Here is a 25,902-nt window from a genome sequence, read left to right as displayed (position 1 = left end):
GGGGCAGATTGTCCCATTAGCGGCTCCCAGTTTGGGAACTGGGATACTGGCAGCCATGAGCGACGCGCGGGAACCGGAAGCCGACACGCCGATCGTCGTGCCGGTGCCTGCGCCCGCCAAGAACCGGCTGCTCCAGGACGGCCGCGATATGTTCTGGTCGATGGCCCCCTTGGTGCTGGCCTGCGTGGTGTTGGCGGGGGTCCTGGGCATGTGCTCGTTCCAGCCGAGCGGCCCCGGCGCGGGGCCCGCACCCAACTATGACGCACCCGCGGCATTGGCGGCCGACGCGGCAGCGCTGAAGATCCCCATCCGGCTACCCGCCCTCCCCGCGGGCTGGACTGCGAACTCCGGAGGGCGCGGCGGGATCGATGGCGGCCGCGTCGATCCCGCGACGGGTCAGAAGGCCCGCGCGGTCAGCTCGCGGGTGGGTTACCTGACGCCCGCCGGGATGTACCTGTCGCTGACCCAGAGCAATGCCGACGAAGACGCCCTCATCTCCTCGCTCGACACCGACCTGGTACCCACCGGAATCCAGGAGGTGGACGGCGTGAAATGGGTGGTCTACGAGGCCGGCGAGGGTGAGCCCGCGTGGACGACGCGGCTGCCCGGGGTGACACGCGCGGGCCGCGAGACCGGGGACACGCAACTGGCGATCACCGGGTCGGCCGATAACGACGAGTTCCGGGTGCTGGCCAAGGCGGTACAGAGCGCTGCACCGCTGCCGGTCTAGTCGTCCGAGGTCGGCGGTGAACTCGCCGGGACGGCAGGTTCGGTCCGGCGACGCGTGGCCGCCCGGGCGTGCCCGATCAGCCGGGTGAGAAGTCCGGGTCGCTTGGGCTCGTCATCATCCTCGGTGCCGACGTCCATCGGCACACCTTGATAGACCCACAGGTAGACGCTGATCGTGGTGACGATGACGATCATCAGCACGGGCCCGATGACGATGCCGAGGAAGCCGAACATGGTGATGCCGGCGAAGACCGACAGCAGCATCAGTGCGGAGTCCAGCCGGGCTTCCTTGGGTACCAGGATCGGGCGCAGCACATTGTCGATATTGGTCACCACCAACAGGTGGAAGGCGACGACGAAGATGCCACCTCCGATATTGCCGAACAACGCCATGCCGATCCCGAACGGGATGGTCACGATCCCGCCGCCGAGAGGGATCACCGACAGCGCGGACAACAGGATCGCGAAGATGAAGAACCCGTCGTGGAACCCGGCGATGTAGACCGAGATGGCACCGGCCACCCCCTGGGCCACGGCAATGACGAACTGGCCTTGGACCGTGCCACGGACCATGGCCGCCATCTTGGCCAGGTACAGGTCGGTGACCTCCTCGCCGAGCGGGTTGAGCCGGCCGATGAGCACGCGCAGCTCATGGCCTTTGACCAGTATCGAAATGAAGACGTACAGAAAGATGACGGCGGCGGTCAGACCCCCGAACAGGCCGCCCGCGGCGCCCTGCAGAAACTCCAGACCCCACTGGCCGGCCCGCTGCGCGAAGCTGACCACCCATTTCTGCAGGGACTCCGCGGTGATGTTCGTGCTCTGCAGGAACGGCAGCCGGTCCAGCAGTTCGTTGACCGCCCGCAGTGATCGGTCACCGAGCGAGCTCAGATCGGTCTTGCCCACCCAGTCGGCGACGCTGCGGACCATGATGCTGATCTGCACCACCCCGATGGCGACCGCCCCGGCGATCGGCACGATCACGATGGCCAGCGCGGCGAGCAAGGTGAAGGTCGCGGACAGGCCGGTGCCGAACCTCTTGTGCAGACGCTGGTAGATCGGATCGAACAGGTAGGCCACCACCGCGGCCACCACGATCAGGATGAAATAGCCGCGCAGGAAGTACGCGCCGAAGGCGATCGCGGCGACCGTCGCGATCGCCAGCGCTCGCCTCTGGTTGAGGGTGAACTCGGTTTCCACGCCGGCTATTTCACAGGACTGATCACTGGACCGCGAGTTTCATGATGTGACCGAGCAGATCCGGGTAGCGCTTCATGTGGGACCCGCCGTTGAGATCGAGCACCTCGCCGGTGAGCCAGGAGGCCTTGGTGAGGAATACGACGGCCTCGGCGATGTCCTCGGGGGTGCCTGCCCGGCCCAGCGGGGTGTTCTCCACGTACTCCTCCACGACGCCTGGCACCAGCGCCGCGCCTTCGGTGAGCGGGGTGTGCACGAAGCCGGGAGCGACGGCATTCACCCGGATGCCGCGCGGCGCCAATTCCAGCGCGGCGACTTGGGTCAGCATCGAGAGTCCGGCCTTGGCCGCGCAGTAGGCGCTCATCCCGGCCGCCGGCTGGCGGCCGTTGAGCGACGAGATCGACACCAGTGAGCCACCGTCGGCCAGGTGCCGGCCGGCGTGCTTGGCGACGAGGAACGACCCGGTGAGGCAACAGTCGATGACTGCCCGGAAATCTTCGGCCGGCATGTCCACGATGAGTCCGATATTGGAGAATCCGGCGCAGTTCACCACCGCGTGCACACCTTCGGTCTGCTCGAAAAGTGTGGCGATGGAGGCTTCGTCGGTGACATCGGCACCCGTACCGGTGTGCGGCGCCCCGAGTTCGGCGGCGCGGGACCGTGCGCCCTCGGCGTTGCGGTCGGCGATGACGACGCGATACCCCTCGTCGGCCAGCGCCCGGGCCGACGCCCAGCCGATCCCCGAAGCGCCGCCGACGACGATCGCTACCTTTCCCGTCGCTTCGCTCACGCCTGACTCCCGTCCGGGCGAGGATCGCCCCATTTGGCTTTGATCGCCTGCCACGGGTCGGCATAGCGCTGACCGGTGCCGTAGTACGCCGTTCGGCGTTGCAGGACCTGCTTGGCCAGTGGTGCGACCAACCGCAGCAGTGGACGTTTGATACCGGCGTTCGCGGCCGTCTCGATCAGCATCTGCGGCCACGAATGACGTTGGAAATCAAGAACTTCCTGGGATCGGGTGGTGTCCATCCAGTCGGTGTTGAACCAGCCGGCGTCATCGTGGGGATCACCTTTGAGGCCGGTGGGCAGTCCGCCGACCAATCCCAGTGCGGCGGCCATGGCGGGTGCCACGTCGCCCTGCAGGAGCCGGTGGGTGTGGTCGTCACCGCCGATCAACAGGGTCTCGCCGACGGCATCGGCGGTGGTGGCGGCGGCGAACGCCCGTGCCACATCCCGGACGTCGACGGTCTGCAGGCGCCCGTCGGTGGGCAGCGTGCCCTCGAAGTAGAAGTTGTCCATCTTCATGTAGGAGCCCGGATTGACGGTGAGCACCCCGCCGAGCCGCAGGATCACCCAGTCCAGCGCCGAGGACCGTACCAGGGCTTCGGCCCTGACCTTGTGGTCGCCGTAGATGTCGGCAGGGTGGACGGGAGTATCGGCGGTGAGTACGCCCGAGACGGTGTGCGGATTGCGTGACCCGTACACCGCGATGCTGGACGCGAGAACGAAACGTGGTGGGGTAGGCAACTTTTCGGCTGCGGCCACCAGGCTTGCGGTGGCGCCGACGTTGACCTTCTCGGCCAGTCCGCGGCGCTGGTAGATGAACGGCGGGATGACGGCGGCCAGGTGGATGATGGCCGATGGCGTGATATCGGCGACCAGGGCGCCGACGGCGGACGGATCGGTCAGATCGGCCCAGCGCACGGTGACACCGACCGGCAGGGCCGCGGCCGCCTTCTGGTTGCCGGGCGTATCGAGATCGGTCGCGACCACCCGACGGCCGTCCGCGGCGAGGCGGTGCACGGTGGCGGACCCGACAAGTCCGAAAGCGCCGGTTACCAGCACGGTATCGGTCATAGGCCCTCCATCGGGGGAATGAGAACGTGTTCCAACCCTAGCGAATGGACGCTGTTGGGCTCACTGCATCCGTAGATCCAACCGGCCCAGGAGTTGCCCGAGCACGGCGGGCGCGGCCGAGCCGGAACTCGTGGGGACTCAGCTGGTCGCCCATCGCGAAGGGTGTCACGGTGCCGCGGGCTGGATAGTCCGGGTGGTGCTGGCGTTGTTGTTCTGGCCGGCCGACGACCAGGCTGCCGAGCAGCGTCTGCTTGAGCGGTTCATCGCACCGGGGTTCGATTGAGCGCGCCCACATTCCTCAGCCCTTGATGCAGCGAAAGCCGATATGACTCATGCCGGTATCGATCTGCTGGGGTCGTCGCGCGGCGGGCCGGTATCGCATGCAGTAGCTGTCGGCGCACAGGAAGGATCCGCCTTTGATCACCCGGCGCGCGATCTGGAACTGTGGTTCGCGGGGGTCGTAGCTGTCGGCCGCGCAGCATGGGGTGCCGGCGCGATCAGGGCCGTAGAAGTCGGCGGTCCATTCCCAGACATTGCCGGCCATATCGAACAGTCCGTAGTCGTTGGGCGGGAAGCTCCCCACCGGCTGGGTGGTGCCGTAGCCGGTTTCGGGGAGGTAGGGGAACTCGCCGTGCCAGTAGTTGGCCAGCCGCTGCCCGGGCCGTTCGGGTTCGTCACCCCAGGTGTACGTCGCGCCCGGGAGACCACCGCGCGCGGCGGTCTCCCATTGCGCTTCGGTGGGCAGCGTCAGCCCGGCCCAGTCGGCGTAGGTCTGTGCGTCCTCGAAGGCGATGTGCACCACCGGGTGCCGGTCCCGGCCCGCCAATGTGGACCGCGGCCCGCGCGGATGGTTCCAGCAGGCGCCGGGCGTCCACACCCACCACTGGCTGAGGTGGCGGAGGTCGACGGGCCCGGCAGTGCGCCTGAACACCAGGGAACCCGGCACCAGATTCTCCGCTGGGGCGCCGGGGAAGTCCGTCGGGTCCACCGGGCGTTCGGCGACGGTGACATAGCCGGTGTCGGCCACGAATTCTGCGTACTGCGCATTGGTCACCTGATGGGGCTGGATCCAGAACCCGTCCGTGCTGACCTCGTGTGCGGGTCCTTCTTCGGGCTCGTGCTCGTTCGAGCCGAGCATCGCCGTCTGCGGCGGAATCCACACCAGGTCGTCAGGCAAAGACGTGCGCCCAGTCGTTCTGGATGCTGGCCACCGTCCAGCTCTCGGTCTCGGCCAGATCCAGCGCCTTCTCCGCACCAGCGGTGTAGTCGAATTCACGCTCGGCATCGTCGTGCCGGACGAGCAGCCGGAAACCATTGGTGTACTGCAGCATTTCGATGTCACCGTTGGAGTTGCCCGCGGCAAAGATGGGCCGCCGCCCGATCCGGTCCCAGATCCGCACCGGCTTGACCGGGCCGTCGTTGAGGAATTCCGGCTGCCCGGTTGTCACCAGGCTGCCGCCGGTGAACGTGACGCCCACCGAGCTGCCCACCACACGCTCGGGTGGGATCCCGTACAGGGCGGTGGTCACCGGCCGCATGAAATCGCGTCCGCCACCGGAGACGATGTAGCAGGTGAACCCGTTCGCCTCCAGATACCGCAACAACTCGACCATCGGGGCGTACCCGCACGCGGTGTACGGCCGCCCCAGCGTGGGGTGCGAGGCCTCGGCGAAGAATGCCGAGACGCGCGCCGCGTGCTCCTCGACCGTCAGCCCTTGATAGGCCGAAAGAAGACCCCCGGCAAGAACTTTGAGATCGGAATCATCGCCGTTGTAGTGCTTGGTGACGGCCTCGCCGAACCAACCGAGATCGCCGGCGGCTGCTGCCGCATACGGCTGCCTCGTCGCCAGCGTCGGATCGGCGGCCGCTTGCACGGCCAGCCGACGGACCAGGAAGTCCAGCTGGATGTACGCGGGCTTCTCCACCCAGAGGGTGCCGTCGTTGTCGAACACCGCGACGCGGTCCTCGGGCGGCAGGTTCACGGCGTGGCCCACGAAGTCGACGATCGCCGACTTCGTGGGGCCGTCGTTCCAGGACGGCAGGCTCATCCGCCGCGGTTGGCCAGGAACTTCTCCAGCTCCTCGACCGCGTTGTTGATCGTGAACGACGCCGGCTCCTGCCGCGGCGGGAACTCCTTGAACGTCTCAAGGAACCGATTGACCAGCGCCGAGCCGTAGAACATCAGATACAGCCGGTCTATCACCCAGTCCCAGTAGGTATTCGAGGTGACATCGGCGTGTTCGAACGGATCGGTGCGCAGGTTGAACAACTTGGGTGCGCGCAGCTTGGTGAACGGTTCGAACCACAGCTGGAGCGTGCCCTGGCAGCGCTGCTCCATGAAGACGATCTTCCAGTTGTCGAACCGGATGCCGAGCACATCGCCGTCGTCGGAGAAGTAGATCAGACCGCGCCGTGGGCTCTCGTCGACCTCACCGGTCAGATACGGCAGCAGGTTGTAACCGTCGATATGCACCTTGAAGGTCTCGTCCCCGGCGGTGTGCCCCGCCTTGAGCTTGTCGACGATGTCCGGGTCACCCGCGGCCGCCAGGAAGGTGGGCAGCCAGTCATGATGCTGCACAATCTCATTCGAGACCGACCCGGCCTTGATCTTTCCGGGCCAGCGGATCAGTTCCGGGATCCGGAAGGCGCCCTCCCAGTTGGTGGCCTTCTCGCTGCGGAATGGGGTGGTGGCGCCGTCCGGCCAGCTGTTGGCGTGCGGACCGTTGTCCGTGGAGTAGATGACGATGGTGTCCTCGGCGAGGCCCAACTCGTCGAGCAGGTCCAGCAGCGTGCCCACGTTGCGGTCGTGATCGATCATCGTGTCGTGATACGGAGACTGCCAGCGCCCGGCCTGACCGCGGCTCTCCGGTTTGGTGTGCGTCCGGAAGTGCATGTGGGTCATGTTCATCCAGACGAAGAACGGGGTGTCCGCGGCGTGCTGGCGTGTGATGAAGTCGGCGCATGCCTCGGTGGTCTCGTCGTCGATGGTCTCCATCCGGAGTGCGCTCAGCGGACCGGTGTCCTCGATGCGCTGTTTGCCCACCGGGCCGTACCGTTCGTCGACCTCGCCGCTGTCCTCGTCGGTGGCCCAGGAGTGGATGACACCGCGCGGCAGCAGCGCCTTGCGCAGCATCGGGGCCTCCTCGGCGGTGGGGTAGTCCTCGTGCTCGGGCTCCTCCTCCGCGTTGAGGTGGTAGAGGTTGCCGAAGAACTCGTCGAAGCCGTGTGCGGTGGGCAGGAACTTGTTGAGATCACCCAAATGGTTCTTGCCGAACTGGCCGGTGGCGTAGCCGAGCGGTTTGAGCAGTTCGGCAATCGTCGGGTCCTCTTTCTGCAGGCCGATGTCCACGCCGGGCATACCGACCTTGCTCATCCCGGTGCGGTAGACGCTCTGGCCGGTGATGAACGACGAGCGTCCGGCGGTGCAGCTCTGTTCCCCGTAGGAGTCGGTGAACAGCATGCCCTCGTCGGCGATCCGGTCGATATTGGGCGTGAAGTAACCCATCATTCCCCGGCTGTAGCAGCTGAGATTGGAGATCCCGATATCGTCGCCCCAGATCACGAGGATGTTCGGCTTTCCGTCGGGCATGAGGCAACTCCTTCGATTGGCGACCTGCAGTCGATGCTAGGGGATTTCGCCGCCTGATCGAGGGTTTCGGCAGCTTTGGCGCTCCGTCGGGCAGCCTCCCCAGCGTCGGTGAATCATGTTGCGCAGCAACGTATTGCGCGTATCCTCACGGTAGTCTGCGGGGTTTGCTAGGGTGGAGTCATCGTAGGTTCCTCGCGCGCCGCCTTCTCGGCTCCCGTCTGCGGTCTCCAGAGACGGGAGCATCGCCGATGGCTGATGACGATGCGCATGCCGCGCTCATAGCGCGCCTGGCACTGTCCAACCACCCGGGACTGCAAGGTACCGTCGCCGGCGCGTGGTGGCCGAGCGACCGTCAACTCGGTACGGGATTGGCCGATCTGGTGGCGGTGCTCGGACTTCGCATCGGGCCGGTGCGCCGGGTGCTCTACGACCCGATCTGGTGGGACACGGCGCCGGCCCGGCTCATTCGCGGCTCGACGTCAGTGCCCGTCGACGCGTATTCGCTGATCGCCCGGGACACGCTCTATTTGATGGGCACCCACAACCGGCACTCGTTGCTCTTCGTGGTGCCACCGGCTGCCACGGAGCTCGACGCGCGCCTGGTGCTGGCCGCTGTCGCCACCGCGGCCAGTCCTCCCAGCGTGCAGACGTTGCGGGCCATTCTCGGCGGTGGGCGAGCGCGCCAAAAGTAGGCCGGGTTTTTGCCGAATCGGTGGGCCGTACCGTAACCTGGCAGACAAGTTTCCCCGGTTCTGTAGATGCCGAGCGAGAAACCAGAGGCCGGGACGCTACAGCGTCGCCGGCCTCGTCCAGTTTCTGGCGGTCACACCGCGGCGGGCTCGCCGGCCTTGCTCTGCATCTGGTGGAACAAGTCGGTGTAGTACGGCAGGCACTCGGCCATGGCCTGCTCGGTGGTGAACAGCGGCCGGTAGCCGAGGTCGCGCTCGGCCTTGGCCACCGAGAAGTAGTTGTTGAGGTAAAGCCGTTCCACTGCAAGGGGTTCGATCAGCGGTTGGGGAATGCCGAACTTGAAGTGCAACCACTGCCAGGCCATCATCGCCTTGTGCACCAGCTTGCCGGACACCCGGAACGTGGGCAGGGGGCGTTCGCAGGCCGCGAGCACCGGGCGGGCGAACTCGAACATGTTGAGCGGCTCGGCATCGTTGATGAAGTATGCCTGGCCCGGTGCGCTGCCACCGGGCACCAGGTGCTGTCCGGCCAAGATGAAGCCGTGAATCAGGTTGTGTACGTACGAGTTGTCCAGCTTGATGTTCTTGTTGCCGACGAGCACCTTGACGTGTCCGGCGAGCACGTTCTCGAACACTTTGCGGAACATGGTCTGGTCGCCGCGGCCCCAGATCCCGCTCGGTCGGATGGAGCAGGTCAGCATGCCGCCGTTCGCCCCGTTCTCCGAGAGCACGAACTTCTCGGCCACCACTTTGGTTTCGGTGTACAGGTCGTTGAACCTGTTGGTGTAGGGCAGGGTTTCGTCGCCGTGGACGATGTCCTGACCGCCCATCACCACACTGTTGGACGCCGTGTAGACGAACCGCTGCACACCCGCGGCTTGTCCGGCGCGCACCAGGTTCTTGGTGCCTTCGACGTTCACCGAGAAACTGCGCTGCCGGTACTCCTCGGTGACCGACGCGCCGCCCATCAGATCGATGATCGCCGCGGTGTGCATGACGGTGTCGATGCCGGCCACGGCCTTGGCGACGTCATCGGTGTTGGTGATGTCGCCGACGACGGTCTGCAGGTTCGGATGATCCGGCAGGGGAGAGGGCGCCCGGTCGAACGAGCGCACCTCGTGTCCCCGCTCCAGCAGGGTGGTCACCAGGTTGGCGCCGACGAAGCCGGAGCCTCCCGTCACCAGAACGCGGCCGAGGTCAGTCGTCAGTGATGCGTCACCCATGCCCAGAGCATAAATGAAACGTGTTCCAATTCTAAACCCCGCCGCGAAAGCCGGGGCCGACCGATGGCGCGATCACTCCTCGTCAGGCGCGTTCGCGCCGAGCGCGTCCGCCACTCGTTTGCGGGCTCCGGCCAGGTGTTCCTCACATCGTTTGGCCAGCTCCTCGCCCCTTTCCCAGAGCTTGAGCGAAGCGTCGAGGTCGAGTCCACCCTGCTCGAGGGTGCGTACCACCTCGACCAGTTCGTCGCGTGCCTCTTCGTATCCCAACTGACTAATGGGCTTCATCTGATCCCTCGCTGATGGTGATGACTGCGCCGTCGGCGACACGGACCCGGAGCCGGGTACCCGCCGGGGCGTCGGTGATGGACCGCAGAACGTGCGTCTGCCCGGTCAGGACTTGAACCACCGCGTACCCGCGGGCCAGGGTGGCCGCCGGGCCCAGGGTCGACAGCCGCGCGGCCAGGTGCTCCAAACGATCGCTCTCGCCGGCGATCATCCGGTTGATATCGCGGCGCGCGGCGGAACGGGCCCGCTGCACCTCCTCGGTCCGCGCATCCAGGGCCAGCCAGGGCTGCGCCAGCACCGGCCGGGTGCGGAGCTGGTCGATGAGGTGCTGTTCGCGGTGCACCCAGTGCCGCAGCGAGTGGGCGCCGCGGCGGCGCAGCTCGTTCACCAGCGCCTGTTCGGCGACGGCGTCGGGTACCACCCGTTTGGCGGCGTCGGTCGGGGTCGCGGCGCGCAGGTCGGCCACCAGATCGCACAGCGGGTTGTCCGGTTCGTGGCCCACCGCGCTGATCACCGCGGTGGTGCACGCCGAGATGGCGCGGCACAGGGTTTCGTCGGAGAACGGCAGGAGGTCCTCGACGCTGCCGCCGCCGCGGGCCAGCACGATGACGTCCACCTCGGGGTCGGCATCCAGCGCCTTGAGTTCCTCGACGATCTGCGCCACCGCATTGGGTCCCTGCACGGCGGTGTTGCGTACCGCGAACCGCACGGCGGGCCAGCGGGCCGATGCCACCGCGATGACATCGTGCTCGGCGGCCGAGGCGCGGCCGGTGATGAGACCAATGGTGCTGGGCAGGAACGGAATCGGGCGTTTCAGGCGTGGGTCGAACAGACCCTCGGCCTCCAGCAGCCGGCGCAGCCGGTCGATGCGGGCCAGCAGCTCACCGATGCCGACCGCGCGGATATCGGTCACCCGAAGGGAGAACGTGCCGCGCCCGGTGTAGAACGCCGGCTTGCCGTAGACGATCACCTGGGTGCCCTCGGCGAGTTTCACCGGCGCGTTCGCCACCAGGTCCCGCGGGCACGTGATCGTCAGTGACATGTCGGCGGCCGGGTCCCGCAGCACGATGAAGGCGGTGCCAGAGCCGGGACGCATGGTCAGCTGGGCGATCTGGCCCTCGACCCACACCATGCCGAGGCGGTCGATCCACTTGGCCACCCGGGTGGCCACGGCGCGAACCGGCCAGGGATTCTCCGGTGACTGGCCCGGATCGCTCACTTGGCCGTCGCGCGGGTGATCCTGTTGGCGAGCAGCGTCTGGAACGGGGCGCGGGCCTTGGTGGTTTCCTCGTAGGCCAGCAGGGTCTCCAGATCGTCGACCTTCAGGGAGGTCAGCCGCGCGCGCAGCTGGGCCAGCGTCAGCGCGTCGTAGCCGAGTTCGGTGACGACGGACGGGGCCGAGCCGTTGGTGCCCGGGGCCGGTGTGTGCGGGGCAGGGGTGTCGGCGGCACGTTCGGGCTCGCCTTCGCTGTACAGCGCGAACCGGCCTTCGGATCGGCTGGCGACCGGTGACCCCGTGGCGCGGTTGACGGGAACCTCGTAGACGGGCTCATCGGGGTCGTCGGGCAGGTCCTCGTCGAAGGTGGCCCACTCGGGCTGCTCGTCCTTCGGCGGGAACAGCTCCTCCAGCGTTTCGTCACCGCGGATCACCAGATCGGCGACGTCCTGCTGCACTTTCATCACCAGATGTGCGAGCTGACTGGCCACCGTCATCGGGTACGCGAGGATGGTCTGCGGGAGCTTGCGGGTCTCATCCAGGGCGGTCACCGCTACACCCACCAGCAGTCGGACTCCATACGGTGCTGTCGACATGGGTGCCAGCCTACGGCTGGCCCTGCGCCGCGGCAGGTAAGTACCCTTGAAGGATGCCGCCAACTGTCAACATGGGTATCCCGGGCGCCACGAGCTCGGTGAGTTCGGGTGTGGCCGGCAAACGCGTCCTGCTGGCCGAACCGCGTGGCTACTGCGCGGGTGTCGACCGCGCCGTCGAAACCGTCGAGCGCGCGCTGGAGAAGCATGGCGCGCCGATCTACGTGCGACACGAGATCGTGCACAACCGCTACGTCGTGGACACGCTGGCCAAGGCCGGCGCGATCTTCGTCGAGCAAACCGATGAGGTGCCCGAAGGTGCCATCGTCGTGTTCTCCGCGCACGGCGTCGCGCCGACCGTGCACATCGAGGCCGCCGAGCGCAATCTGAGGACCATCGACGCGACGTGCCCGCTGGTGACGAAGGTGCACAACGAGGCCAAGCGGTTCGCCCGCGACGACTACGACATCCTGTTGGTCGGCCACGAAGGCCACGAGGAGGTGGTCGGCACCGCCGGTGAGGCCCCCGACCACGTGCAGGTGGTCGACAACCCGGATGCCGTCGACAAGGTCACGGTGCGCGATCCGAACAAGGTCATCTGGCTGTCCCAGACCACGCTGAGTGTCGACGAGACCATGGAGACGGTGCGCCGGCTGCGGGAGAAGTTCCCGACGCTGCAGGATCCGCCCAGCGACGACATCTGCTACGCCACCCAGAACCGCCAGGTCGCGGTGAAGGCGATGGCGCCGGAATGCGAACTGGTGATCGTGGTCGGGTCGAAGAACTCATCGAACTCGGTACGCCTGGTCGAGGTGGCGCTGAACGCCGGCTCGCAGACTGCCTACCTGGTGGACTACGCCGACGATATCGACCCGGCCTGGTTCTCCGGTGTCACGACCATCGGTGTGACCTCTGGAGCGTCGGTACCCGAGATCCTGGTGCGGGGCGTGCTGGACCGGCTGGCCGAGTACGGCTACGGCACCGTGCAGCCGGTCACCACCGCGAACGAGACGCTGGTGTTCGCGCTGCCGCGCGAGATCCGTCCGCCGCGTTCCTAGCGGTCTTCCCAGGGTTCGTCGTCACGCCGGTGCGAGTTTCGCGGGCGGGGATCCTCGTCGCTGCTGCGATACCGCACTCGTGACACCGGGTGATGGCTGGTGCCCGCGGGCGGGCGCTGGCGCTCGTCGTAACGCGCCTCCCGCGGCTCGCGTCCGTACCGCTCGTAGGCGTCCTGAGGTTCCGGGCGTCTCGGCCGTTCGTAGTACTCGGCCGGTTCGTAGGGACTCGGCGCGCTGCGGCGCGGATCCCGACCGGACGGGCGAGGACGGCGCGGCTGGCGGGCCGGATCGATGGGCTGCTCGGCCTCCCGACGGCTCCGGGCCGGACGTTCGCTGGCCGCCATCCGCTCGCGGCGGTCCGCGGCTGCCGCCGACGCGGCGATGTCGTTCTCGGGCGGCCGGGTGTGGCGGGACCGCGACGGTGCACTGGGCCGGCCGCTGCGGCGCGCGGTGGACGCGGTGGACGGCGGGGCCTCCCGGCTGAGCCGGCGCGCCGAACTGCGCCGCGGCGGGACCTCGTCGGCCGGCTCGGCGTCGTCGGTGACCGATGTCTGCGCGAAGCGGCGGGCGACCCGCCGTGCGGGAGTGGCCGCCGCCGCGGCGGCGGTGACGTGCGCCGCCGGCTTATCCGGCCACAGCCGCTTGTTCGACGCGCTGAGGTACCAGCGCACCATCCCGATGATCAGCACGGCTGCCGAGGTGAAGAACATCAGCGGGAACCGCTCGATCAGCGGGTAACCGCAGTTGATCAGGATGTCCTTGATACCGCTGATCTCCGCGCTGTGGAACAGGAAGTAGGCGGTGGGAACGGCGACGAACAGGAGGAGCGGGGGCTGGATGACGGCGGTGAATACCGCGGACTGGCGCACCGCGAGCACCGCCAGCAGACAACCGAGCACGTAGCACGTCGCGAAGACGGCGCCGAGCTCTTTGGTGCCTGTACCGGCGTCGAAGGCGATACCGATGGCGGTGAAGATCACCGCGATCACCACGGCACTCCACCACGGCAACCCCGGAATGCGGGGGAGCGCGGAGCGGTCGACCACCGCATCCGTCGGCTCTGCGGGCTGACCTGACACATGTTGACCGTACCGGCTGTTACTGCCCACGCGCTGCCAGCACGCGCTGGCGTGCCCGTCACAACCTCTAGACTCTGGAGTCCGTGAGCTTGAACCTGGGAATCGTCGGACTACCGAACGTGGGCAAGTCGACGCTCTTCAATGCGTTGACCCGGAATGACGTGCTGGCCGCCAACTATCCGTTCGCGACGATCGAACCGAACGAAGGGGTCGTGGCGCTGCCCGATCCGCGCCTCGGCGAGCTGGCCGAGATCTTCGGATCGGAGAAGCTGGTCCCGGCGCCGGTGACGTTCGTCGATATCGCCGGCATCGTCAAAGGCGCCTCTGAGGGCGCCGGGCTGGGTAACAAGTTCCTGGCCAACATCCGCGAGTGCGATGCCATCTGTCAGGTGGTGCGGGTCTTCGCCGACGACGACGTCGTGCATGTCGACGGCAGGGTCGACCCGCGTTCGGATATCGAGGTCATCGAGACCGAACTGATCCTGGCGGATATGCAGACGCTGGAGAAGGCGATCCCGCGGCTGGAGAAGGAAGCGCGCACCAACAAGGACCGCAAGGCCGTGTTGGACGCGGCCGTGGCTGCGCAGGCCGTGCTGGATTCCGGCAAGACGCTGTTCGCGGCGGGGTCGGATGTCTCGTTGCTGCGCGAGCTGAACCTGATGACCACCAAGCCGTTCCTCTACGTCTTCAACGCCGATGAGACGGTGCTCACCGATCCGGCCAAGCAGGCGGAATTGCGGGCGTTGGTGGCCCCGGCCGATGCGGTGTTCCTGGACGCCAAGATCGAGTCGGAGCTCATCGAGCTCGACGACGAGTCCGCCGCCGAGCTGCTGGAGTCCATCGGGCAGACCGAGCGTGGCCTGGATGCGTTGGCGCGGGCCGGTTTTCACACGCTGAATCTGCAGACCTACCTGACGGTCGGGCCGAAAGAGGCGCGGGCGTGGACGATCCACCGCGGCGACACCGCCCCGAAGGCGGCCGGCGTGATCCACACCGACTTCGAGAAGGGCTTCATCAAGGCCGAGATCGTGTCGTTCGACGACCTGATCGCGGCCGGCTCGATGGCGGCGGCCAAGGCAGCGGGCAAGGTCCGCATGGAGGGCAAGGACTACGTGATGGCCGACGGGGACGTGGTGGAGTTCCGGTTCAATGTCTGACGTTCTGCCGCCGTGTCCGGCGTGTGCGAGTGAGTTCGCCTACGAGTCCGGTGCACTCCTGGTCTGCTCGATGTGTGCCTACGAGTGGGCACCAGGGGCGGACGATGCCAGCGTGTCGGGTGATGCGTCGGGCGGTGTGGTCCTCGACTCGGTGGGCAACCCGCTCGCCGATGGCGACACCGTGACCATCGTCAAGAGTCTGAAGGTGAAGGGTGCCGGTGGTGGGGTCGTCAAGATCGGCACCAAGGTGCGCGGCATCCGCCTCATCACGGACGGCGTCGGCGACCACGACATCGATGCGAAGGTGCCCGGTTTCGGGCAGATGCAATTGAAGTCGAGCGTGGTGAAGAAGGTTCTCTGAGCGGTGCACGGCCACGGGTGGTCGCCGAGCCGGAATCGTGCGGACCGCCCGCCGGGATCGCCTCGTGGTGCGCGCTGCCTCCGCGCATCGGCACGGCTCCTTTCACGCGCTCGACCGATGTGCCGAGTGTGGGGGATGTGCACGCGATCCGGGCGAATTCGGTGCCCACGGCCCACACTGCCACGCACGATTCTCCGTCGGCGGCCCTGACGTGCAGGTATTGTGGCCCGAAGGCCCGATGGTCAGCGAGTAGTTGGCACTGGCGTCAGGAGCGTGAACGTCGTGGCAGACAAGATGAGGTCGGTGAAGCCGTCGCCCGAGGCGCCGGCCGATTCCGCGCGTCCCGTCCACGAACTTATCGTCGCTGGTCAGAAGCCCCTTCGGCGGTTCGTTGCGGAGAGTTGGCAGCGCAGCCTGGCGATCGGCGTCGACCCCGACCGCGGCGCCAGGGAAGCGGCGGCGGCCGTGCGGCTGTCGGAACTGCGAAACGGTCACCCGTTGGCGGTGGCTCTCCCGGTGATCCGCAAGCTACTGGTGGACTACGCCGTCGACTCCGGGGTCGTCGTGGCCGTCACCGCCGCCGACGGCACCATGCTGTGGGTCGAGGGGGACGCCGAGGCCTGCCGCAAGGTGGCCGCGATGAACTTCGTTCCCGGCGCCGACTGGAGCGAACAGGGCGCAGGGACCAATGCTCCGGGCACCGCGCTGGCCCTCGATCGTGAGGTGCAGATCGACGGGCACGAGCACTTTTCCCGGCTGGTCCGGCCGTGGACGTGCACGGCGGTGCCGGTGCACGATCCGGTGACCGGCCTGCCGATCGGCAGCATCGACCTCACCGGCGGTTCCTCGATCGGGTCGGCGCAGACCTTGGCGCTGGTGCGTGCCACCGCCGTCGCCGTGGAACACCGACTTGCCTTGTCCTACAGCCAGACACCCGCCGTCCCGGCCGACTCGGTCGGCCGTCTCACGGTCTTGGGGGCGGACCGGCCGTCCTGGCACACCGTCGACGAACGGGGGCGGACGCGGTCTCAGCAGCTGTCCGGCCGGCACGCCGAGATCCTGGTGTTGTTGCTCCAGCATTCGGAGGGGCTCAGCAGCGATCACCTCGCGGTGCTGCTCGACGAGCGCGAGCTCGACGCCGTCACCATCCGCGCCGAGCTGTCGCGCCTGCGCCGCATCGTCGGCACCGACACGATCGGATCGCGGCCGTACCGGCTGCTCGCTCCGATGGACAGCGATATGGGCGAGGTGTTCGCCGCCTTGCGCCGTGGCGACATCGACGCCGCCCTGGACAACTACACCGGATTGCTGCTGCCGCGATCCGGCTCACCGGCCGTGGCACGCCTGCGCACGGAGCTGAGCACCAGCGTGCGAGGGGCGGTGCTGGCAGCCAGTTCAGCCGGGGATTCGCGCGCCCTGCGACGCTGGTTGGACCTTCCCGAGGCCCGCGATGACCGGCACGGCTGGCAGACATTGCATGATCACCACGGCGCCGACGAACTCACGCGCGCCCATATCCGCGGGCATCTCACCGCGCTGGACTCCGCGCTGTCCTGACGTTGCACCAACGTTGCGAAATTCCCCAACCGTGTTGCAACGGGTTGCAAACTAGCTTGAGTGACGACCGACACAGTCATTCATCGAGCAGGAGGTCAACTGTGACCGTTTACGCGCGCCCGGGTACTGAAGGCGCTTTGATGTCGTTTAAGTCCCGTTATGGCAATTTCATCGGTGGGCAGTGGGTGGCCCCGGTGGCCGGCCGGTATTTCGAGAACCCGACGCCGGTGACGGGGCAGGTTTTCTGTGAGATTCCGCGTTCGGATGAGGCTGATGTGGAGGCGGCGTTGGATGCCGCGCATGCGGCGGCCCCGGGGTGGGGTAAGACCAGTCCGGCGGAGCGGGCGGTGATCTTGAATAGGGTCGCGGATCGGATTGAGGAGAATCTGGAGTCGATCGCGGTGGCGGAGTCCTGGGATAACGGTAAGCCGGTCCGGGAGACGCTGAATGCTGATATTCCGTTGGCGGTGGATCATTTCCGGTATTTCGCCGGTGTGCTGCGCGCGCAGGAGGGGTCGTTGTCGCAGATCGATGAGGACACCGTGGCGTATCACTTTCATGAGCCGTTGGGTGTGGTGGGCCAGATCATCCCGTGGAATTTCCCGATTTTGATGGCGGTGTGGAAGTTGGCGCCGGCGTTGGCGGCGGGTAATGCGGTGGTGCTCAAGCCGGCTGAGCAGACTCCGGCGTCGATTCTGTATCTGTTCGAGGTCATCGGGGATTTGTTGCCTGCCGGTGTGGTGAACATTGTGAATGGTTTCGGGGTGGAGGCGGGTAAGCCGTTGGCGTCGTCGAATCGGATCGCGAAGATCGCGTTCACCGGGGAGACGACGACGGGCCGGTTGATCATGCAGTACGCCAGCCAGAACCTGATCCCGGTGACCCTGGAGCTCGGTGGGAAGTCGCCGAACATTTTCTTCAGTGATGTGTTGGCGAGCGATGACGCGTATCAGGATAAGGCGTTGGAGGGGTTCACGATGTTCGCCCTGAATCAGGGTGAGGTGTGTACGTGTCCGTCGCGGTCGTTGATTCAGGCTGATATTTATGACGAGTTTTTGGCGTTGGCGGCGATCCGGACGAAGGCGGTGCGTCAGGGGGATCCTCTTGATACTGAGACGATGATCGGTGCGCAGGCCTCCAATGATCAGTTGGAGAAGATTCTGTCGTATATCGAGATCGGTAAGGGTGAGGGTGCTCAGGTGCTCACTGGTGGTGAGCGTGCGGAGCTTGGTGGGGATCTGGGTGGTGGTTTTTATGTGGCGCCGACGATTTTCACCGGGCATAACAAGATGCGGATTTTCCAGGAGGAGATTTTCGGGCCGGTGGTGGCGGTGACGTCGTTCACTGATTATGCGGATGCGATCGCGCAGGCCAATGACACGTTGTATGGGTTGGGTGCGGGGGTGTGGAGTCGTAGCGGTAATACCGCGTATCGGGCGGGTCGTGATATCAAGGCTGGTCGGGTGTGGACGAATTGTTATCACCAGTATCCGGCGCATGCGGCGTTCGGTGGGTACAAGCAGTCCGGTATCGGCCGGGAGAACCACAAGATGATGCTCGATCATTACCAGCAGACCAAGAACCTGCTGGTCAGCTACAGCGAAAACGCCGCCGGCTTCTTCTGACGAGCGCTCGCGCGAGGAGACGACGATCCTGACGAGCGCTTGCGCGAGGAAACGACGATCCTGACGAGTCACTGAAGGTTCGCACCCCGAGTCCCCGGCTCGGGGTGTGAACCGCGGTTGCGCTAGACAAGAACCGGGGCATACGTCACACTATTTTAAAGGTTGGAAAAACTACCTTTTGGGCGCGAAGTGTCGCCCGTCGGCCCCATCGCCGGTGTATCGGCTGAGGTGCGGCCCCGAGAGAGAAAACCAAGGGAGTGGGAAGTGACGACAAGTCACGGCGCAGTGGAGGAGCACCTCGAGAGCGCCAGTTATCTGCAGCAGCGGCAGCTCAAATCGGGTAGCGCCGGCTGGGTTCTGCTGGCCGGTCTGGGCGTCAGCTATGTCGTCTCGGGCGACTACTCGGGCTGGAATTTCGGTCTGGCCCAAGGGGGATTCGGCGGATTGGCTATCGCCGCAGTGGTGATCGCCGCGATGTACCTGGCGCTGGTGCTCGGCATGGCCGAGCTGTCCTCGGCGTTGCCGGCCGCCGGCGGCGGCTACACCTTCGCCCGCCGCGCACTCGGTCCATGGGGCGGATTCGCCACCGGCACAGCCATTCTCATCGAATACGCGATCGCACCCGCGGCCATCGCGACGTTCATCGGCGCCTATGTCGAATCGCTCGGGCTGTTCGGCATCACCGACGGCTGGTGGGTCTATCTGGCCGCCTATGTGCTTTTCATCGGTATCCACCTGTCCGGTGTCGGTGAGGCGCTGAAGGTGATGTTCGTCATCACCGCCATCGCGCTGGTCGGACTGGTCGTCTTCGCCGTCTTCGCCGCCGGGCAGTTCGACGCCGCCAACCTGACCGATATCGCACCCTCGGATGCGGTGGGATCCTCGGCGTTCCTGCCACACGGTTACATGGGCATCTGGGCCGCGATCCCCTTCGCCATCTGGTTTTTCCTTGCCGTGGAAGGTGTGCCGCTGGCCGCCGAGGAGACCGCCGATCCCGAGCGCAACGTCCCGCGCGGCATCATCGCCGCGATCACGGTGCTGCTGGTCAGCTGCGCGGTGGTGCTGGTCCTGGCCACCGGTGCCGGCGGCGCCGAGCAGATGTCGTCCTCGGGCAACCCGCTGGTGGAGGCCCTCGGCGACGGTGCGGCCGCGAAGGTGGTCAACTACATCGGCCTGGCCGGGTTGATCGCCAGCTTCTTCTCCATCATCTACGCCTACTCCCGGCAGCTGTTCGCCCTGTCTCGTGCCGGCTACCTGCCAACCCGATTGTCTGTCACCAACTCTCGCAAGGCGCCGACGCTGGCGCTGATCGTTCCCGGTGTCATCGGCTTCGCGCTGTCGCTGACGGGTGAGGGTGCGCTGCTGCTCAACATGGCGGTCTTCGGGGCCGCGCTGAGCTACGTGCTGATGATGGTCAGCCACATCGTGCTGCGCTGGCGTGAACCGCAGATGCGCCGGCCGTACCGCACGCCCGGTGGAGCTGTCACCACCGGGTTCGCGCTCGTCGTCGCGGTACTCGCGGTCATCGCGACCTTCCTGGTCGACAGTATCGCCGCGCTCTCTTGCCTCGGCGTCTTCGCCGCGTTCATGGGATACTTCGCGGTGTACAGCCGGCATCGACTGGTGGCGAACTCACCCGACGAAGAGTTCGCGATGCTGGCCAAAGCGGAGAGTGAACTCAAATGATCTACCGGCAGCAAGTCTCCGGGACCAGCTATACCTTCGACGGCCTCGTCGAGGTCATGGCGAAGGCGACGCCGTTGCGCTCCGGGGACCAGCTTGCCGGGTGCGCGGCCGAGTCCGATGCTGAGAGGGCCGCTGCCGCATGGACTTTGGCTGACCTCCCGTTGCAGACTTTCCTCGACGAGGAGGTGGTGGCCTACGACACCGACGAGGTGACCCGGCTGATCATCGACACCCACGACCGCGAGGCCTTCTCGGCCATTTCGCATCTGACCGTGGGTGGATTCCGGGACTGGCTGCTGGACAACGCCTCTCGTGACGACGGTCCGCAGCGGATCGCTTCCGTCACAGCCGGGGTCACGCCCGAGATGGCCGCAGCGGTCAGCAAGATCATGCGCAATCAGGATCTGATCGCGGTCGCCGCCGCCACGGAGGTCACCGCGGCGTTCCGGACGACCGTCGGCGCGCCGGGCACCCTGGCCACCCGGCTGCAGCCGAACCATCCGACCGACGACCCGCGCGGAATCGCCGCGGCGGTGCTCGACGGGCTGCTGCTGGGGTGTGGTGACGCCGTCATCGGCATCAACCCCGCAACCGATTCACCGCATGCCACAGCGGATCTGCTGTACCTGCTGGACTCGATCCGGGCCCGCTACGACATTCCGGCGCAGTCGTGCGTGCTGTCGCACATCACCACGACCATCGGGCTGATCGAAGAGGGCGTCCCCGTCGATCTGGTGTTCCAGTCGATCGCCGGCACCGAGGGCGCCAACTCGGCATTCGGGGTGGACATCAAGCTGCTGCGGGAGGGCAATGAGGCGGCACGCTCGCTGCATCGCGGCACCGTGGGCGACAACGTGATGTACCTGGAGACCGGGCAGGGCTCGGCGTTGAGTTCGCACACGCATCTCGGGGTGGGCGGCAAGCCCGTCGACCAGCAGACGCTGGAGGTCCGGGCCTACGCCGTCGCGCGTGACCTGCAGCCGCTGTTGGTCAATACGGTGGTCGGGTTCATCGGCCCGGAGTACCTGTACGACGGCAGGCAGATCATCCGCGCCGGTTTGGAAGATCACTTCTGCGGCAAGCTGCTCGGCCTGCCGATGGGCGTCGATGTCTGCTACACCAACCACGCCGAGGCCGACCAGAACGATATGGACAACCTGCTGACGCTGCTGGCCGCGGCCGGGTGCGCGTTCGTCATCACCGTTCCCGGAGCCGATGACGTCATGCTGGGCTACCAGAGCCTGTCATTCCACGATGTGCTGTCCACCCGGCGCACGCTCGGGCTGCGACCGGCCCGCGAATTCGAGGACTGGCTGCGCCGCATCGGCATGATCGACACCGCGGGCCGGTTGACGCCGTTCGACGTCACCCGGTCACCCCTGCGGTCGTTGACCTCGGCGGGCGCGTCATGAGTTCCGAGGAACTGGCCCGCCAGCGATTCTGGGACGAACTGCGCACCACCACCCAGGCGCGGATCGGCCTCGGCCGGGCCGGCAATGGCCTGCCGACGCGGGAAGTGTTGGAACTGAACGCGGCTCATGCCGCGGCCCGAGATGCCGTGCATCTGCCGCTCGATGTGGAGCGACTGGCTGCCGATGTCACCGAGATCGGCATCGGGACGCCCGCCGTGGTGACCAGCCAGGCGACGTCGCGGGGCGAGTACCTGCGTCGGCCCGACCTCGGCCGCAACCCCGCGGATCTCGCGGCCGTGCCGGCCCAGCCGGCCGATATCGGCTTCGTCCTGGCGGACGGGCTGTCGCCGACGGCCCTGATGCACCACGGCGCCCCGCTGCTCAAGGAGCTGGTGGCTCAACTGGGACAGCGATATTCGCTGGCGCCGCCGGTGATCGCGACGCAGGCGCGGGTGGCTCTGGGCGACCATATCGCCGCCCGCGGTGGATACGGGACGCTGCTGGTCATCATCGGCGAGCGGCCCGGGCTCAGCGTCGCGGACAGTCTGGGCATCTATTTGACGCACCGGCCGCGTCCCGGCTGCACCGACGCGGATCGAAACTGCATTTCCAACATTCACCCGCCGGACGGCCTGGGCTACCAGGAAGCGGCCCGCGTGGCTGCCGGACTGGTCGCCGGAGCGCGCCAGTTGGGCCGGTCCGGGGTGGCGCTCAAGGACACGTCGCGGGGTGTGGCGGTGGGCTCGGGAGCCGGCGGGGAACTGCTCTGACCGACTTGTCGGTGCCGCCGCATACCCTCGCGGCATGAGGTTTGTATCGACGCGCATCATCACCGCGGACGTGGCCCGGCTGGTGGCCTTCTACGAGGAGGTCACCGGGATCGCCGCGGTATGGGGCAACGAGTTGTTCGCCGAGATCCCGACCCCGGCCGGAACACTTGCCCTCGGCAGCGACAAGACCGTGCCCCTGTTCGGCGTGGGATCCGCCGAGCCGGCAGCCAACCGGAGCGCGATCATCGAGTTCATCGTCGATGACGTCGACGCCGAGTACGCGCGGCTGCGGCCGTATGTCGGTGAGGTCGTCACCGAGCCGACCACGATGCCGTGGGGCAATCGGGCGCTGCTGTTCCGCGACCCGGACGGAAACCTGGTGAACCTGTTCACCCCGGTCACGGAGCAGGCGCGCGCCAAATTCGGGCTCAGCCCAACGCGCTGACGCTCGCGCCGCAGATCGGCAGATCGACCGGCAACGTGTGCGCGACGACGTCATTCGGCGGGGTGACCACCAGTTGGCCCCAGCGGGCGCACGAGTTACCGGTCTCCGTATCGATCGCATAGGTCAGCACATCAGCGGTGCCGAGCTCACCGGGCTGCAAGGTGAGCCGCGGCGCCGCATTGGCGGGGCGCCGCGGGACGTTGACGAGCACCCCGCCGGCCGGTGTCACCAGATCGGCGCCCGGGTAGCCGACCATCGTGCAGGGGTGCGCCGAGGAGTTCCGGAACGAGACGAGGACCCGGCGCTGAGTGTCGGCGGACTCCATCGCCCCGTTGGTGACCACCAGGTCGTCGTCGGAGCACGGCCCGACCTCGACCGGTGTGGCGGGTACCGCACTCGGCGGCGCTGTCACCGTGACCGTCGCCGTCGCCGGCGACGCCGTGGGGGCGGGTGCCGCGGTGACCGTCACCGTCGGGGCGGGAGCAGCCGAATGTTGCGCCGTGCACCCGGCGAGCAGGGCGAGGGCCAGCACAGGTAGCGACCGTGCGATGACGTTCATGCTCAGTCCTTTCAGGGGTGGCCCGCCGCCGGCGTGACCGGTGGCGGGCCACACCGTGGTGCGGTGCTCAGTGACCGGCGCTGGGGACGGCGACGCGAACGGAACCGTCACCGATCTTGGCCACGCCTGCGCCCGGGTTGACCCGGACCGAGCCGTCGCCGGGTTTGGCGACCTGGCAGGCGTTGCAGGTGACCAGCGGGCCCACGTCGGAGTAGTCGATGCCGACGCCCGGGCCTTGCGGTTGCGCGGCAGCGGTACCGGCGGTCAGGCCCAGACCGGCGGCGGCGACGCTGCCCGAGAGCAGGGCGCCGAGGACGATCTTCTTGAGGTGGTGGGTGGTGTTCATGGTGTGCTCCTTCGGTGGGGCGGTCCGGGTGGGCCGCTGATGTGGTGGTGACATCAACGTAAGACCGTGAACTTGACGGATTCTTGGAGCCGAAGGCGTCCCCTTTCTGGCCCAAAAGTGCTGAGCAGAAATATGATTCATGGAGCGCAAAACGCCACGGCGAAGAGTGTCGACACTCTTCGCCGTGGCGTGACCACAGGTGGATCTACAGTCCGCCGCACCTCGAGGGGGCCAGGAACGGCGACCAGGGCGGGCAATCCGCGGGTAGCGGCTGTGGCGGAACGGGTGCCGCCGGCGGCGGTGCGGGCGGCACCGGCGCCGCCTGGTGCGGAGTCCCGCGCCACGGGTAGACGGTGTTGGTGGCGACGTCCACCGTGCCCTCGGAATTCCAGTACCAGTCGTGGCAGATGTTCCAGTCCCAGCTGATGACGCCGAACTCGGCGCCGGGGATCAGCGGATCACCTGGACACCAGTGCGTGCAGGTCAGCCCGCCCGGACAGTTGCCGCCCTGGTAACTGGGTCCGTCGGCGTAGGCGGTACCGGTGGACAGGGCGAATCCCGCCAGCCCCAGCCCGCCGGACACGGCCACCGTGGCCGCCACCCGTGCGATTCGGTTCATCTCGGTCCTTCCGTCAGGCGCCGGCCTCCGGACGCGCTCTCGCGTCCAGTACGCGCCCCGGGAGCCGCTACCGATCTCAAGAACGCGTCATGCACCGTCTATCGGCGGGCGGGTGGGCAGCGTTATCCGGCCCAGCGTGTTGCCCGCCTTGTTGGTGAACCACAGTGCGCCGTCGGCGGCTTCTTTGATGTCGAACGGTCCATCCACCTGCGGTGGCGCGCCGGTGAACGACCATTGGTCCGACGCGGGCAGGTAGCGGCCGATCGCGTTGGCCCCGGTATCGGCGAACCACACCGCGCCGTCGCGGCCCACCCAGACGCCGTCGGGTTCCACCACGCGGGAATCAGTGCGATGTATCGCGCTGTTGAACGGGTCGGCGGGATCGAAGGACAACAGGCCGGCGGGCTCACGGGTGGTCAGCCACAACCGGCCATCAGTGCTCTGGGCCCAGGCTCGCGGGCTGCCGATGACCGTGATGGCGGTGACCTCGCCGGTCGACGGATCGAGTACGCCCACGGTGTCCGACGACGAGTTCCCCCACCACACCCGGCCGTCGCGCGTGACGAACAACGCAGCGGGGCCGGCGATGGTGGGGGAGTCGAAAACCTGCAGGGAATCATCGGGTGAAGACGGCTCCAGCGAGCCGATGGCGTCGATCCCGCGCAGCGAAAACCAAAGGCGGCCATCGGGACCGGACTTCAGCGCCACCGGTCGGCTTCCGGAGGGCAGTGCCACCGTAGTGATGGTCGCGGCGGGATCCGGTGCGTCGGGGTCGATGGCACCCAGTGCATCCGACCCCAGGGCGGTGAACCAGACCCTGCCGTCAGTACCGGGAAAGATGTTGGCGGGCAACCGGATGGCGCCCGGAGGTCCGGCGAAGGTCTGCACCACGCCGTCGCGAACACGGCCGACAAGGTGGTTGCCGATACTGGTGAACCAGATATCGCCGAACGCCTCGATGACTCCGGAGGGGGCGTCCAGATCGGGGCTGCTGAACACGGTGATTGACGTCACCCCGACAGCCTAGTCAAAAACACTGCCATGCAATCAGTCTCAGAGACCGAACCGTCGACCTCGGGGGTAGTATCGACGGTTCGGTCTGCCGGGTATAACGCATCGATGGCCGCGATTATGCCTGGGGTGCACCGACATCGACGGCGATCTCGTCACCCAGGGCATATCCCGCGGTCAGGGACAAGGTGTCGCCGCTCCAGAACTTGCCCGGATCGAAGTAGTTCTCCCGCTTCTCGGTCTGCAGTAGGCCCATCTCCTCATAGGTGATGGCCACGGTCTCGGCGCAGTACGCGGTCTCCAGGCCGGCGCGACGTTGTGCCTTGCTCCGCTCGGCCGATTCGCGCACCCGCTTGTGCACCACCGGCAACCCACGCGTGAAATCGCTGACGACGGGCAGCCGGCCACGCAACCACCGTCCGGTCAGGCGGGCCGTCGTCGGGAACGCCGTGCCGTTCATCCTGGCGATCACCTGCAGCAGGCGATCCTCTTGCTCCCGGGTCGCGTACGGCGACAGCTGGCGCAACCAGCAGCGCTGTCCGTAGCCGTGCGCCCATTGCTCGACGACCTCACGCGCATCGTTGAGCTGCACCCCGCGGTGGTGGGTGCCGGTCCAGAGGTCCAGCAGCTTCTGTCCGAGTTCGGCATGCCAGATCAGCGGCGGGAGATCGTCGATCGCTACCGTCATCCCGACGTGGTTGACCGGTGCGTTGGTCAGCGCCTGGATGGCCCGATCGGGTCCGGAGCCGCCCCGGAACAGCCAGATATCGCCGGTGCGGGTTTCCTGCAGTGCCTGGTTCAGTGACACCGTGTGTGCGTTCACTCGGGCAGCTTATGCA

28 protein-coding genes are annotated in these 25,902 nt (G+C 67.0%); 12 read left to right on the top strand and 16 right to left on the bottom strand.

The genetic code is table 11. From position 1 onward, the window contains the following. Positions 1-55 precede the first annotated feature (55 nt). Positions 56-730, top strand: a complete 675-nt coding sequence (locus FHU31_RS28055) for a DUF4245 domain-containing protein (RefSeq protein WP_167164186.1) — start codon at positions 56-58, stop codon at positions 728-730. On the opposite strand, the gene FHU31_RS28050 is transcribed toward FHU31_RS28055, so the two are convergent. From FHU31_RS28050 to FHU31_RS28040, 3 genes are read right to left on the bottom strand one after another with little or no spacing between them, the layout of a single operon-like run. Further along, positions 727-1,929, bottom strand: coding sequence for an AI-2E family transporter (locus FHU31_RS28050; RefSeq protein ID WP_167164185.1), 1,203 nt, complete (start codon positions 1,927-1,929; stop codon positions 727-729). The genes FHU31_RS28055 and FHU31_RS28050 overlap by 4 nt on opposite strands. A 22-nt stretch (positions 1,930-1,951) precedes the next feature. After that, complete coding sequence (locus FHU31_RS28045; RefSeq protein WP_167164182.1) at positions 1,952-2,716, bottom strand: SDR family NAD(P)-dependent oxidoreductase; 765 nt, start codon at positions 2,714-2,716, stop codon at positions 1,952-1,954. Then, on the bottom strand, positions 2,713-3,783 hold the full coding sequence (locus FHU31_RS28040; protein WP_167164180.1) for an NAD-dependent epimerase/dehydratase family protein: 1,071 nt from the start codon (positions 3,781-3,783) through the stop codon (positions 2,713-2,715). The genes FHU31_RS28045 and FHU31_RS28040 overlap by 4 nt, the downstream gene beginning before the upstream one ends. A 130-nt stretch (positions 3,784-3,913) precedes the next feature. Between FHU31_RS28040 and FHU31_RS28035 the strand changes: the two genes are divergently transcribed. After that, positions 3,914-4,066 (top strand): hypothetical protein, encoded by a 153-nt coding sequence (locus tag FHU31_RS28035; RefSeq protein WP_208411494.1) that lies wholly within the window; start codon positions 3,914-3,916, stop codon positions 4,064-4,066. A 15-nt stretch (positions 4,067-4,081) separates the two neighbouring features. Here FHU31_RS28035 and FHU31_RS28030 read toward each other — a convergent pair whose 3' ends face one another. The 3 genes from FHU31_RS28030 to FHU31_RS28020 are packed head-to-tail and all read right to left on the bottom strand — an operon-like array spanning position 4,082 to position 7,372. Further along, positions 4,082-4,960 carry a formylglycine-generating enzyme family protein gene (locus FHU31_RS28030; RefSeq protein WP_167164178.1) on the bottom strand — a complete coding sequence of 293 codons (879 nt, stop codon included), beginning with the start codon at positions 4,958-4,960 and terminating at the stop codon, positions 4,082-4,084. Next, a complete protein-coding gene (locus FHU31_RS28025) occupies positions 4,953-5,831 on the bottom strand; it encodes an HAD family hydrolase (RefSeq protein WP_167164176.1) in 879 nt (292 codons plus the stop codon). The genes FHU31_RS28030 and FHU31_RS28025 overlap by 8 nt, the downstream gene beginning before the upstream one ends. Next, positions 5,828-7,372 (bottom strand): arylsulfatase, encoded by a 1,545-nt coding sequence (locus tag FHU31_RS28020; RefSeq protein ID WP_167164174.1) that lies wholly within the window; start codon positions 7,370-7,372, stop codon positions 5,828-5,830. The genes FHU31_RS28025 and FHU31_RS28020 overlap by 4 nt, the downstream gene beginning before the upstream one ends. Before the next feature lie 248 nt (positions 7,373-7,620). Here FHU31_RS28020 and FHU31_RS28015 point away from each other — a divergent pair, with 248 nt between their 5' ends. Further along, positions 7,621-8,064 (top strand): DUF5994 family protein, encoded by a 444-nt coding sequence (locus FHU31_RS28015; RefSeq protein WP_167164172.1) that lies wholly within the window; start codon positions 7,621-7,623, stop codon positions 8,062-8,064. Between the two features lie 131 nt (positions 8,065-8,195). Here the strand turns inward: FHU31_RS28015 and FHU31_RS28010 are convergent, their stop codons facing one another. The 4 genes from FHU31_RS28010 to FHU31_RS27995 all read right to left on the bottom strand — a co-directional run bounded on the left by FHU31_RS28010 (position 8,196) and on the right by FHU31_RS27995 (position 11,381). Next, entirely contained in the window at positions 8,196-9,284 is a 1,089-nt protein-coding gene (locus tag FHU31_RS28010) for a 3-beta-hydroxysteroid dehydrogenase (RefSeq protein WP_167164170.1), read from the bottom strand. A gap of 72 nt (positions 9,285-9,356) precedes the next feature. Then, positions 9,357-9,569, bottom strand: coding sequence for an exodeoxyribonuclease VII small subunit (locus FHU31_RS28005; RefSeq protein WP_167164168.1), 213 nt, complete (start codon positions 9,567-9,569; stop codon positions 9,357-9,359). Beyond that, positions 9,556-10,788, bottom strand: coding sequence for an exodeoxyribonuclease VII large subunit (gene xseA / locus FHU31_RS28000; protein WP_167164166.1), 1,233 nt, complete (start codon positions 10,786-10,788; stop codon positions 9,556-9,558). Before xseA ends, FHU31_RS28005 begins: the two co-directional genes overlap by 14 nt. Further along, positions 10,785-11,381, bottom strand: coding sequence for a lipid droplet-associated protein (locus FHU31_RS27995; RefSeq protein WP_167164164.1), 597 nt, complete (start codon positions 11,379-11,381; stop codon positions 10,785-10,787). Before FHU31_RS27995 ends, xseA begins: the two co-directional genes overlap by 4 nt. A 53-nt stretch (positions 11,382-11,434) precedes the next feature. On the opposite strand from FHU31_RS27995, the gene FHU31_RS27990 reads away from it, so the two are divergent. Then, positions 11,435-12,436, top strand: a complete 1,002-nt coding sequence (locus tag FHU31_RS27990; protein WP_167164162.1) for a 4-hydroxy-3-methylbut-2-enyl diphosphate reductase — start codon at positions 11,435-11,437, stop codon at positions 12,434-12,436. Here the strand turns inward: FHU31_RS27990 and FHU31_RS27985 are convergent. Then, positions 12,433-13,515 carry a DUF6542 domain-containing protein gene (locus FHU31_RS27985; RefSeq protein ID WP_167164159.1) on the bottom strand — a complete coding sequence of 361 codons (1,083 nt, stop codon included), beginning with the start codon at positions 13,513-13,515 and terminating at the stop codon, positions 12,433-12,435. The two genes, FHU31_RS27990 and FHU31_RS27985, sit on opposite strands and share 4 nt — an antisense overlap. A gap of 83 nt (positions 13,516-13,598) precedes the next feature. On the opposite strand from FHU31_RS27985, the gene ychF reads away from it, so the two are divergent. From ychF to FHU31_RS27945, 8 genes are all read left to right on the top strand, one after another. Continuing rightward, positions 13,599-14,672: a redox-regulated ATPase YchF gene (ychF, locus tag FHU31_RS27980; RefSeq protein WP_167164158.1), complete on the top strand. Its 1,074-nt coding sequence runs from the start codon at positions 13,599-13,601 to the stop codon at positions 14,670-14,672. Then, complete coding sequence (locus tag FHU31_RS27975) at positions 14,665-15,033, top strand: zinc ribbon domain-containing protein YjdM (RefSeq protein ID WP_167164157.1); 369 nt, start codon at positions 14,665-14,667, stop codon at positions 15,031-15,033. Before ychF ends, FHU31_RS27975 begins: the two co-directional genes overlap by 8 nt. Before the next feature lie 294 nt (positions 15,034-15,327). Further along, positions 15,328-16,590 carry a sigma-54-dependent transcriptional regulator family protein gene (locus FHU31_RS27970; protein WP_234901727.1) on the top strand — a complete coding sequence of 421 codons (1,263 nt, stop codon included), beginning with the start codon at positions 15,328-15,330 and terminating at the stop codon, positions 16,588-16,590. A gap of 101 nt (positions 16,591-16,691) precedes the next feature. After that, positions 16,692-18,215: an aldehyde dehydrogenase gene (gene adh, locus FHU31_RS27965; protein ID WP_167164415.1), complete on the top strand. Its 1,524-nt coding sequence runs from the start codon at positions 16,692-16,694 to the stop codon at positions 18,213-18,215. Between the two features lie 264 nt (positions 18,216-18,479). Beyond that, positions 18,480-19,901, top strand: coding sequence for an ethanolamine permease (gene eat, locus FHU31_RS27960; RefSeq protein ID WP_167164156.1), 1,422 nt, complete (start codon positions 18,480-18,482; stop codon positions 19,899-19,901). Then, complete coding sequence (locus FHU31_RS27955; protein WP_167164155.1) at positions 19,898-21,313, top strand: ethanolamine ammonia-lyase subunit EutB; 1,416 nt, start codon at positions 19,898-19,900, stop codon at positions 21,311-21,313. The genes eat and FHU31_RS27955 overlap by 4 nt, the downstream gene beginning before the upstream one ends. Continuing rightward, positions 21,310-22,083 carry an ethanolamine ammonia-lyase subunit EutC gene (gene eutC, locus FHU31_RS27950; RefSeq protein ID WP_167164154.1) on the top strand — a complete coding sequence of 258 codons (774 nt, stop codon included), beginning with the start codon at positions 21,310-21,312 and terminating at the stop codon, positions 22,081-22,083. Before FHU31_RS27955 ends, eutC begins: the two co-directional genes overlap by 4 nt. 34 nt (positions 22,084-22,117) lie before the next feature. Next, entirely contained in the window at positions 22,118-22,528 is a 411-nt protein-coding gene (locus FHU31_RS27945; RefSeq protein WP_167164153.1) for a VOC family protein, read from the top strand. Here FHU31_RS27945 and FHU31_RS27940 read toward each other — a convergent pair. The 5 genes from FHU31_RS27940 to FHU31_RS27920 form a co-directional block, all read right to left on the bottom strand. Then, entirely contained in the window at positions 22,512-23,087 is a 576-nt protein-coding gene (locus tag FHU31_RS27940) for a DUF4232 domain-containing protein (protein ID WP_167164152.1), read from the bottom strand. The two genes, FHU31_RS27945 and FHU31_RS27940, sit on opposite strands and share 17 nt — an antisense overlap. Positions 23,088-23,154: 67 nt before the next feature. Beyond that, a complete protein-coding gene (locus tag FHU31_RS27935) occupies positions 23,155-23,433 on the bottom strand; it encodes a hypothetical protein (protein WP_167164150.1) in 279 nt (92 codons plus the stop codon). Between the two features lie 205 nt (positions 23,434-23,638). Continuing rightward, positions 23,639-24,052: a hypothetical protein gene (locus FHU31_RS27930; RefSeq protein WP_167164148.1), complete on the bottom strand. Its 414-nt coding sequence runs from the start codon at positions 24,050-24,052 to the stop codon at positions 23,639-23,641. An 87-nt stretch (positions 24,053-24,139) separates the two neighbouring features. Then, the gene (locus FHU31_RS27925; RefSeq protein WP_167164146.1) at positions 24,140-25,066 is read right to left on the bottom strand and encodes a Vgb family protein; all 927 of its coding nucleotides are present in this window, start codon (positions 25,064-25,066) and stop codon (positions 24,140-24,142) included. Positions 25,067-25,181: 115 nt separating this feature from the next. Further along, positions 25,182-25,886, bottom strand: a complete 705-nt coding sequence (locus tag FHU31_RS27920) for a guanylate cyclase (protein ID WP_167164144.1) — start codon at positions 25,884-25,886, stop codon at positions 25,182-25,184. Between the last annotated feature and the right edge of the window lie 16 nt (positions 25,887-25,902).

Origin of the sequence: Mycolicibacterium fluoranthenivorans (genome assembly GCF_011758805.1) — a bacterium.
Classification (GTDB): Bacteria; Actinomycetota; Actinomycetes; order Mycobacteriales; family Mycobacteriaceae; genus Mycobacterium; species Mycobacterium fluoranthenivorans.
This window is presented reverse-complemented; position numbering and strand designations above follow the sequence as displayed.

What these genes read in the sequence shown, in the direction of transcription:
- FHU31_RS28055 (WP_167164186.1), top strand. Translation starts at nt 56, where the DNA reads ATGAGCGACGCGCGGGAACCGGAAGCCGACACGCCGATCGTCGTGCCG.
- FHU31_RS28040 (WP_167164180.1), bottom strand. Translation starts at nt 3,783, where the DNA reads ATGACCGATACCGTGCTGGTAACCGGCGCTTTCGGACTTGTCGGGTCC.
- FHU31_RS28025 (WP_167164176.1), bottom strand. Translation starts at nt 5,831, where the DNA reads ATGAGCCTGCCGTCCTGGAACGACGGCCCCACGAAGTCGGCGATCGTC.
- FHU31_RS28020 (WP_167164174.1), bottom strand. Translation starts at nt 7,372, where the DNA reads ATGCCCGACGGAAAGCCGAACATCCTCGTGATCTGGGGCGACGATATC.
- FHU31_RS28015 (WP_167164172.1), top strand. Translation starts at nt 7,621, where the DNA reads ATGGCTGATGACGATGCGCATGCCGCGCTCATAGCGCGCCTGGCACTG.
- FHU31_RS28010 (WP_167164170.1), bottom strand. Translation starts at nt 9,284, where the DNA reads ATGGGTGACGCATCACTGACGACTGACCTCGGCCGCGTTCTGGTGACG.
- FHU31_RS28005 (WP_167164168.1), bottom strand. Translation starts at nt 9,569, where the DNA reads ATGAAGCCCATTAGTCAGTTGGGATACGAAGAGGCACGCGACGAACTG.
- FHU31_RS27995 (WP_167164164.1), bottom strand. Translation starts at nt 11,381, where the DNA reads ATGTCGACAGCACCGTATGGAGTCCGACTGCTGGTGGGTGTAGCGGTG.
- FHU31_RS27990 (WP_167164162.1), top strand. Translation starts at nt 11,435, where the DNA reads ATGCCGCCAACTGTCAACATGGGTATCCCGGGCGCCACGAGCTCGGTG.
- FHU31_RS27975 (WP_167164157.1), top strand. Translation starts at nt 14,665, where the DNA reads ATGTCTGACGTTCTGCCGCCGTGTCCGGCGTGTGCGAGTGAGTTCGCC.
- FHU31_RS27970 (WP_234901727.1), top strand. Translation starts at nt 15,328, where the DNA reads ATGAGGTCGGTGAAGCCGTCGCCCGAGGCGCCGGCCGATTCCGCGCGT.
- FHU31_RS27955 (WP_167164155.1), top strand. Translation starts at nt 19,898, where the DNA reads ATGATCTACCGGCAGCAAGTCTCCGGGACCAGCTATACCTTCGACGGC.
- eutC (WP_167164154.1), top strand. Translation starts at nt 21,310, where the DNA reads ATGAGTTCCGAGGAACTGGCCCGCCAGCGATTCTGGGACGAACTGCGC.
- FHU31_RS27945 (WP_167164153.1), top strand. Translation starts at nt 22,118, where the DNA reads ATGAGGTTTGTATCGACGCGCATCATCACCGCGGACGTGGCCCGGCTG.
- FHU31_RS27940 (WP_167164152.1), bottom strand. Translation starts at nt 23,087, where the DNA reads ATGAACGTCATCGCACGGTCGCTACCTGTGCTGGCCCTCGCCCTGCTC.
- FHU31_RS27935 (WP_167164150.1), bottom strand. Translation starts at nt 23,433, where the DNA reads ATGAACACCACCCACCACCTCAAGAAGATCGTCCTCGGCGCCCTGCTC.
- FHU31_RS27930 (WP_167164148.1), bottom strand. Translation starts at nt 24,052, where the DNA reads ATGAACCGAATCGCACGGGTGGCGGCCACGGTGGCCGTGTCCGGCGGG.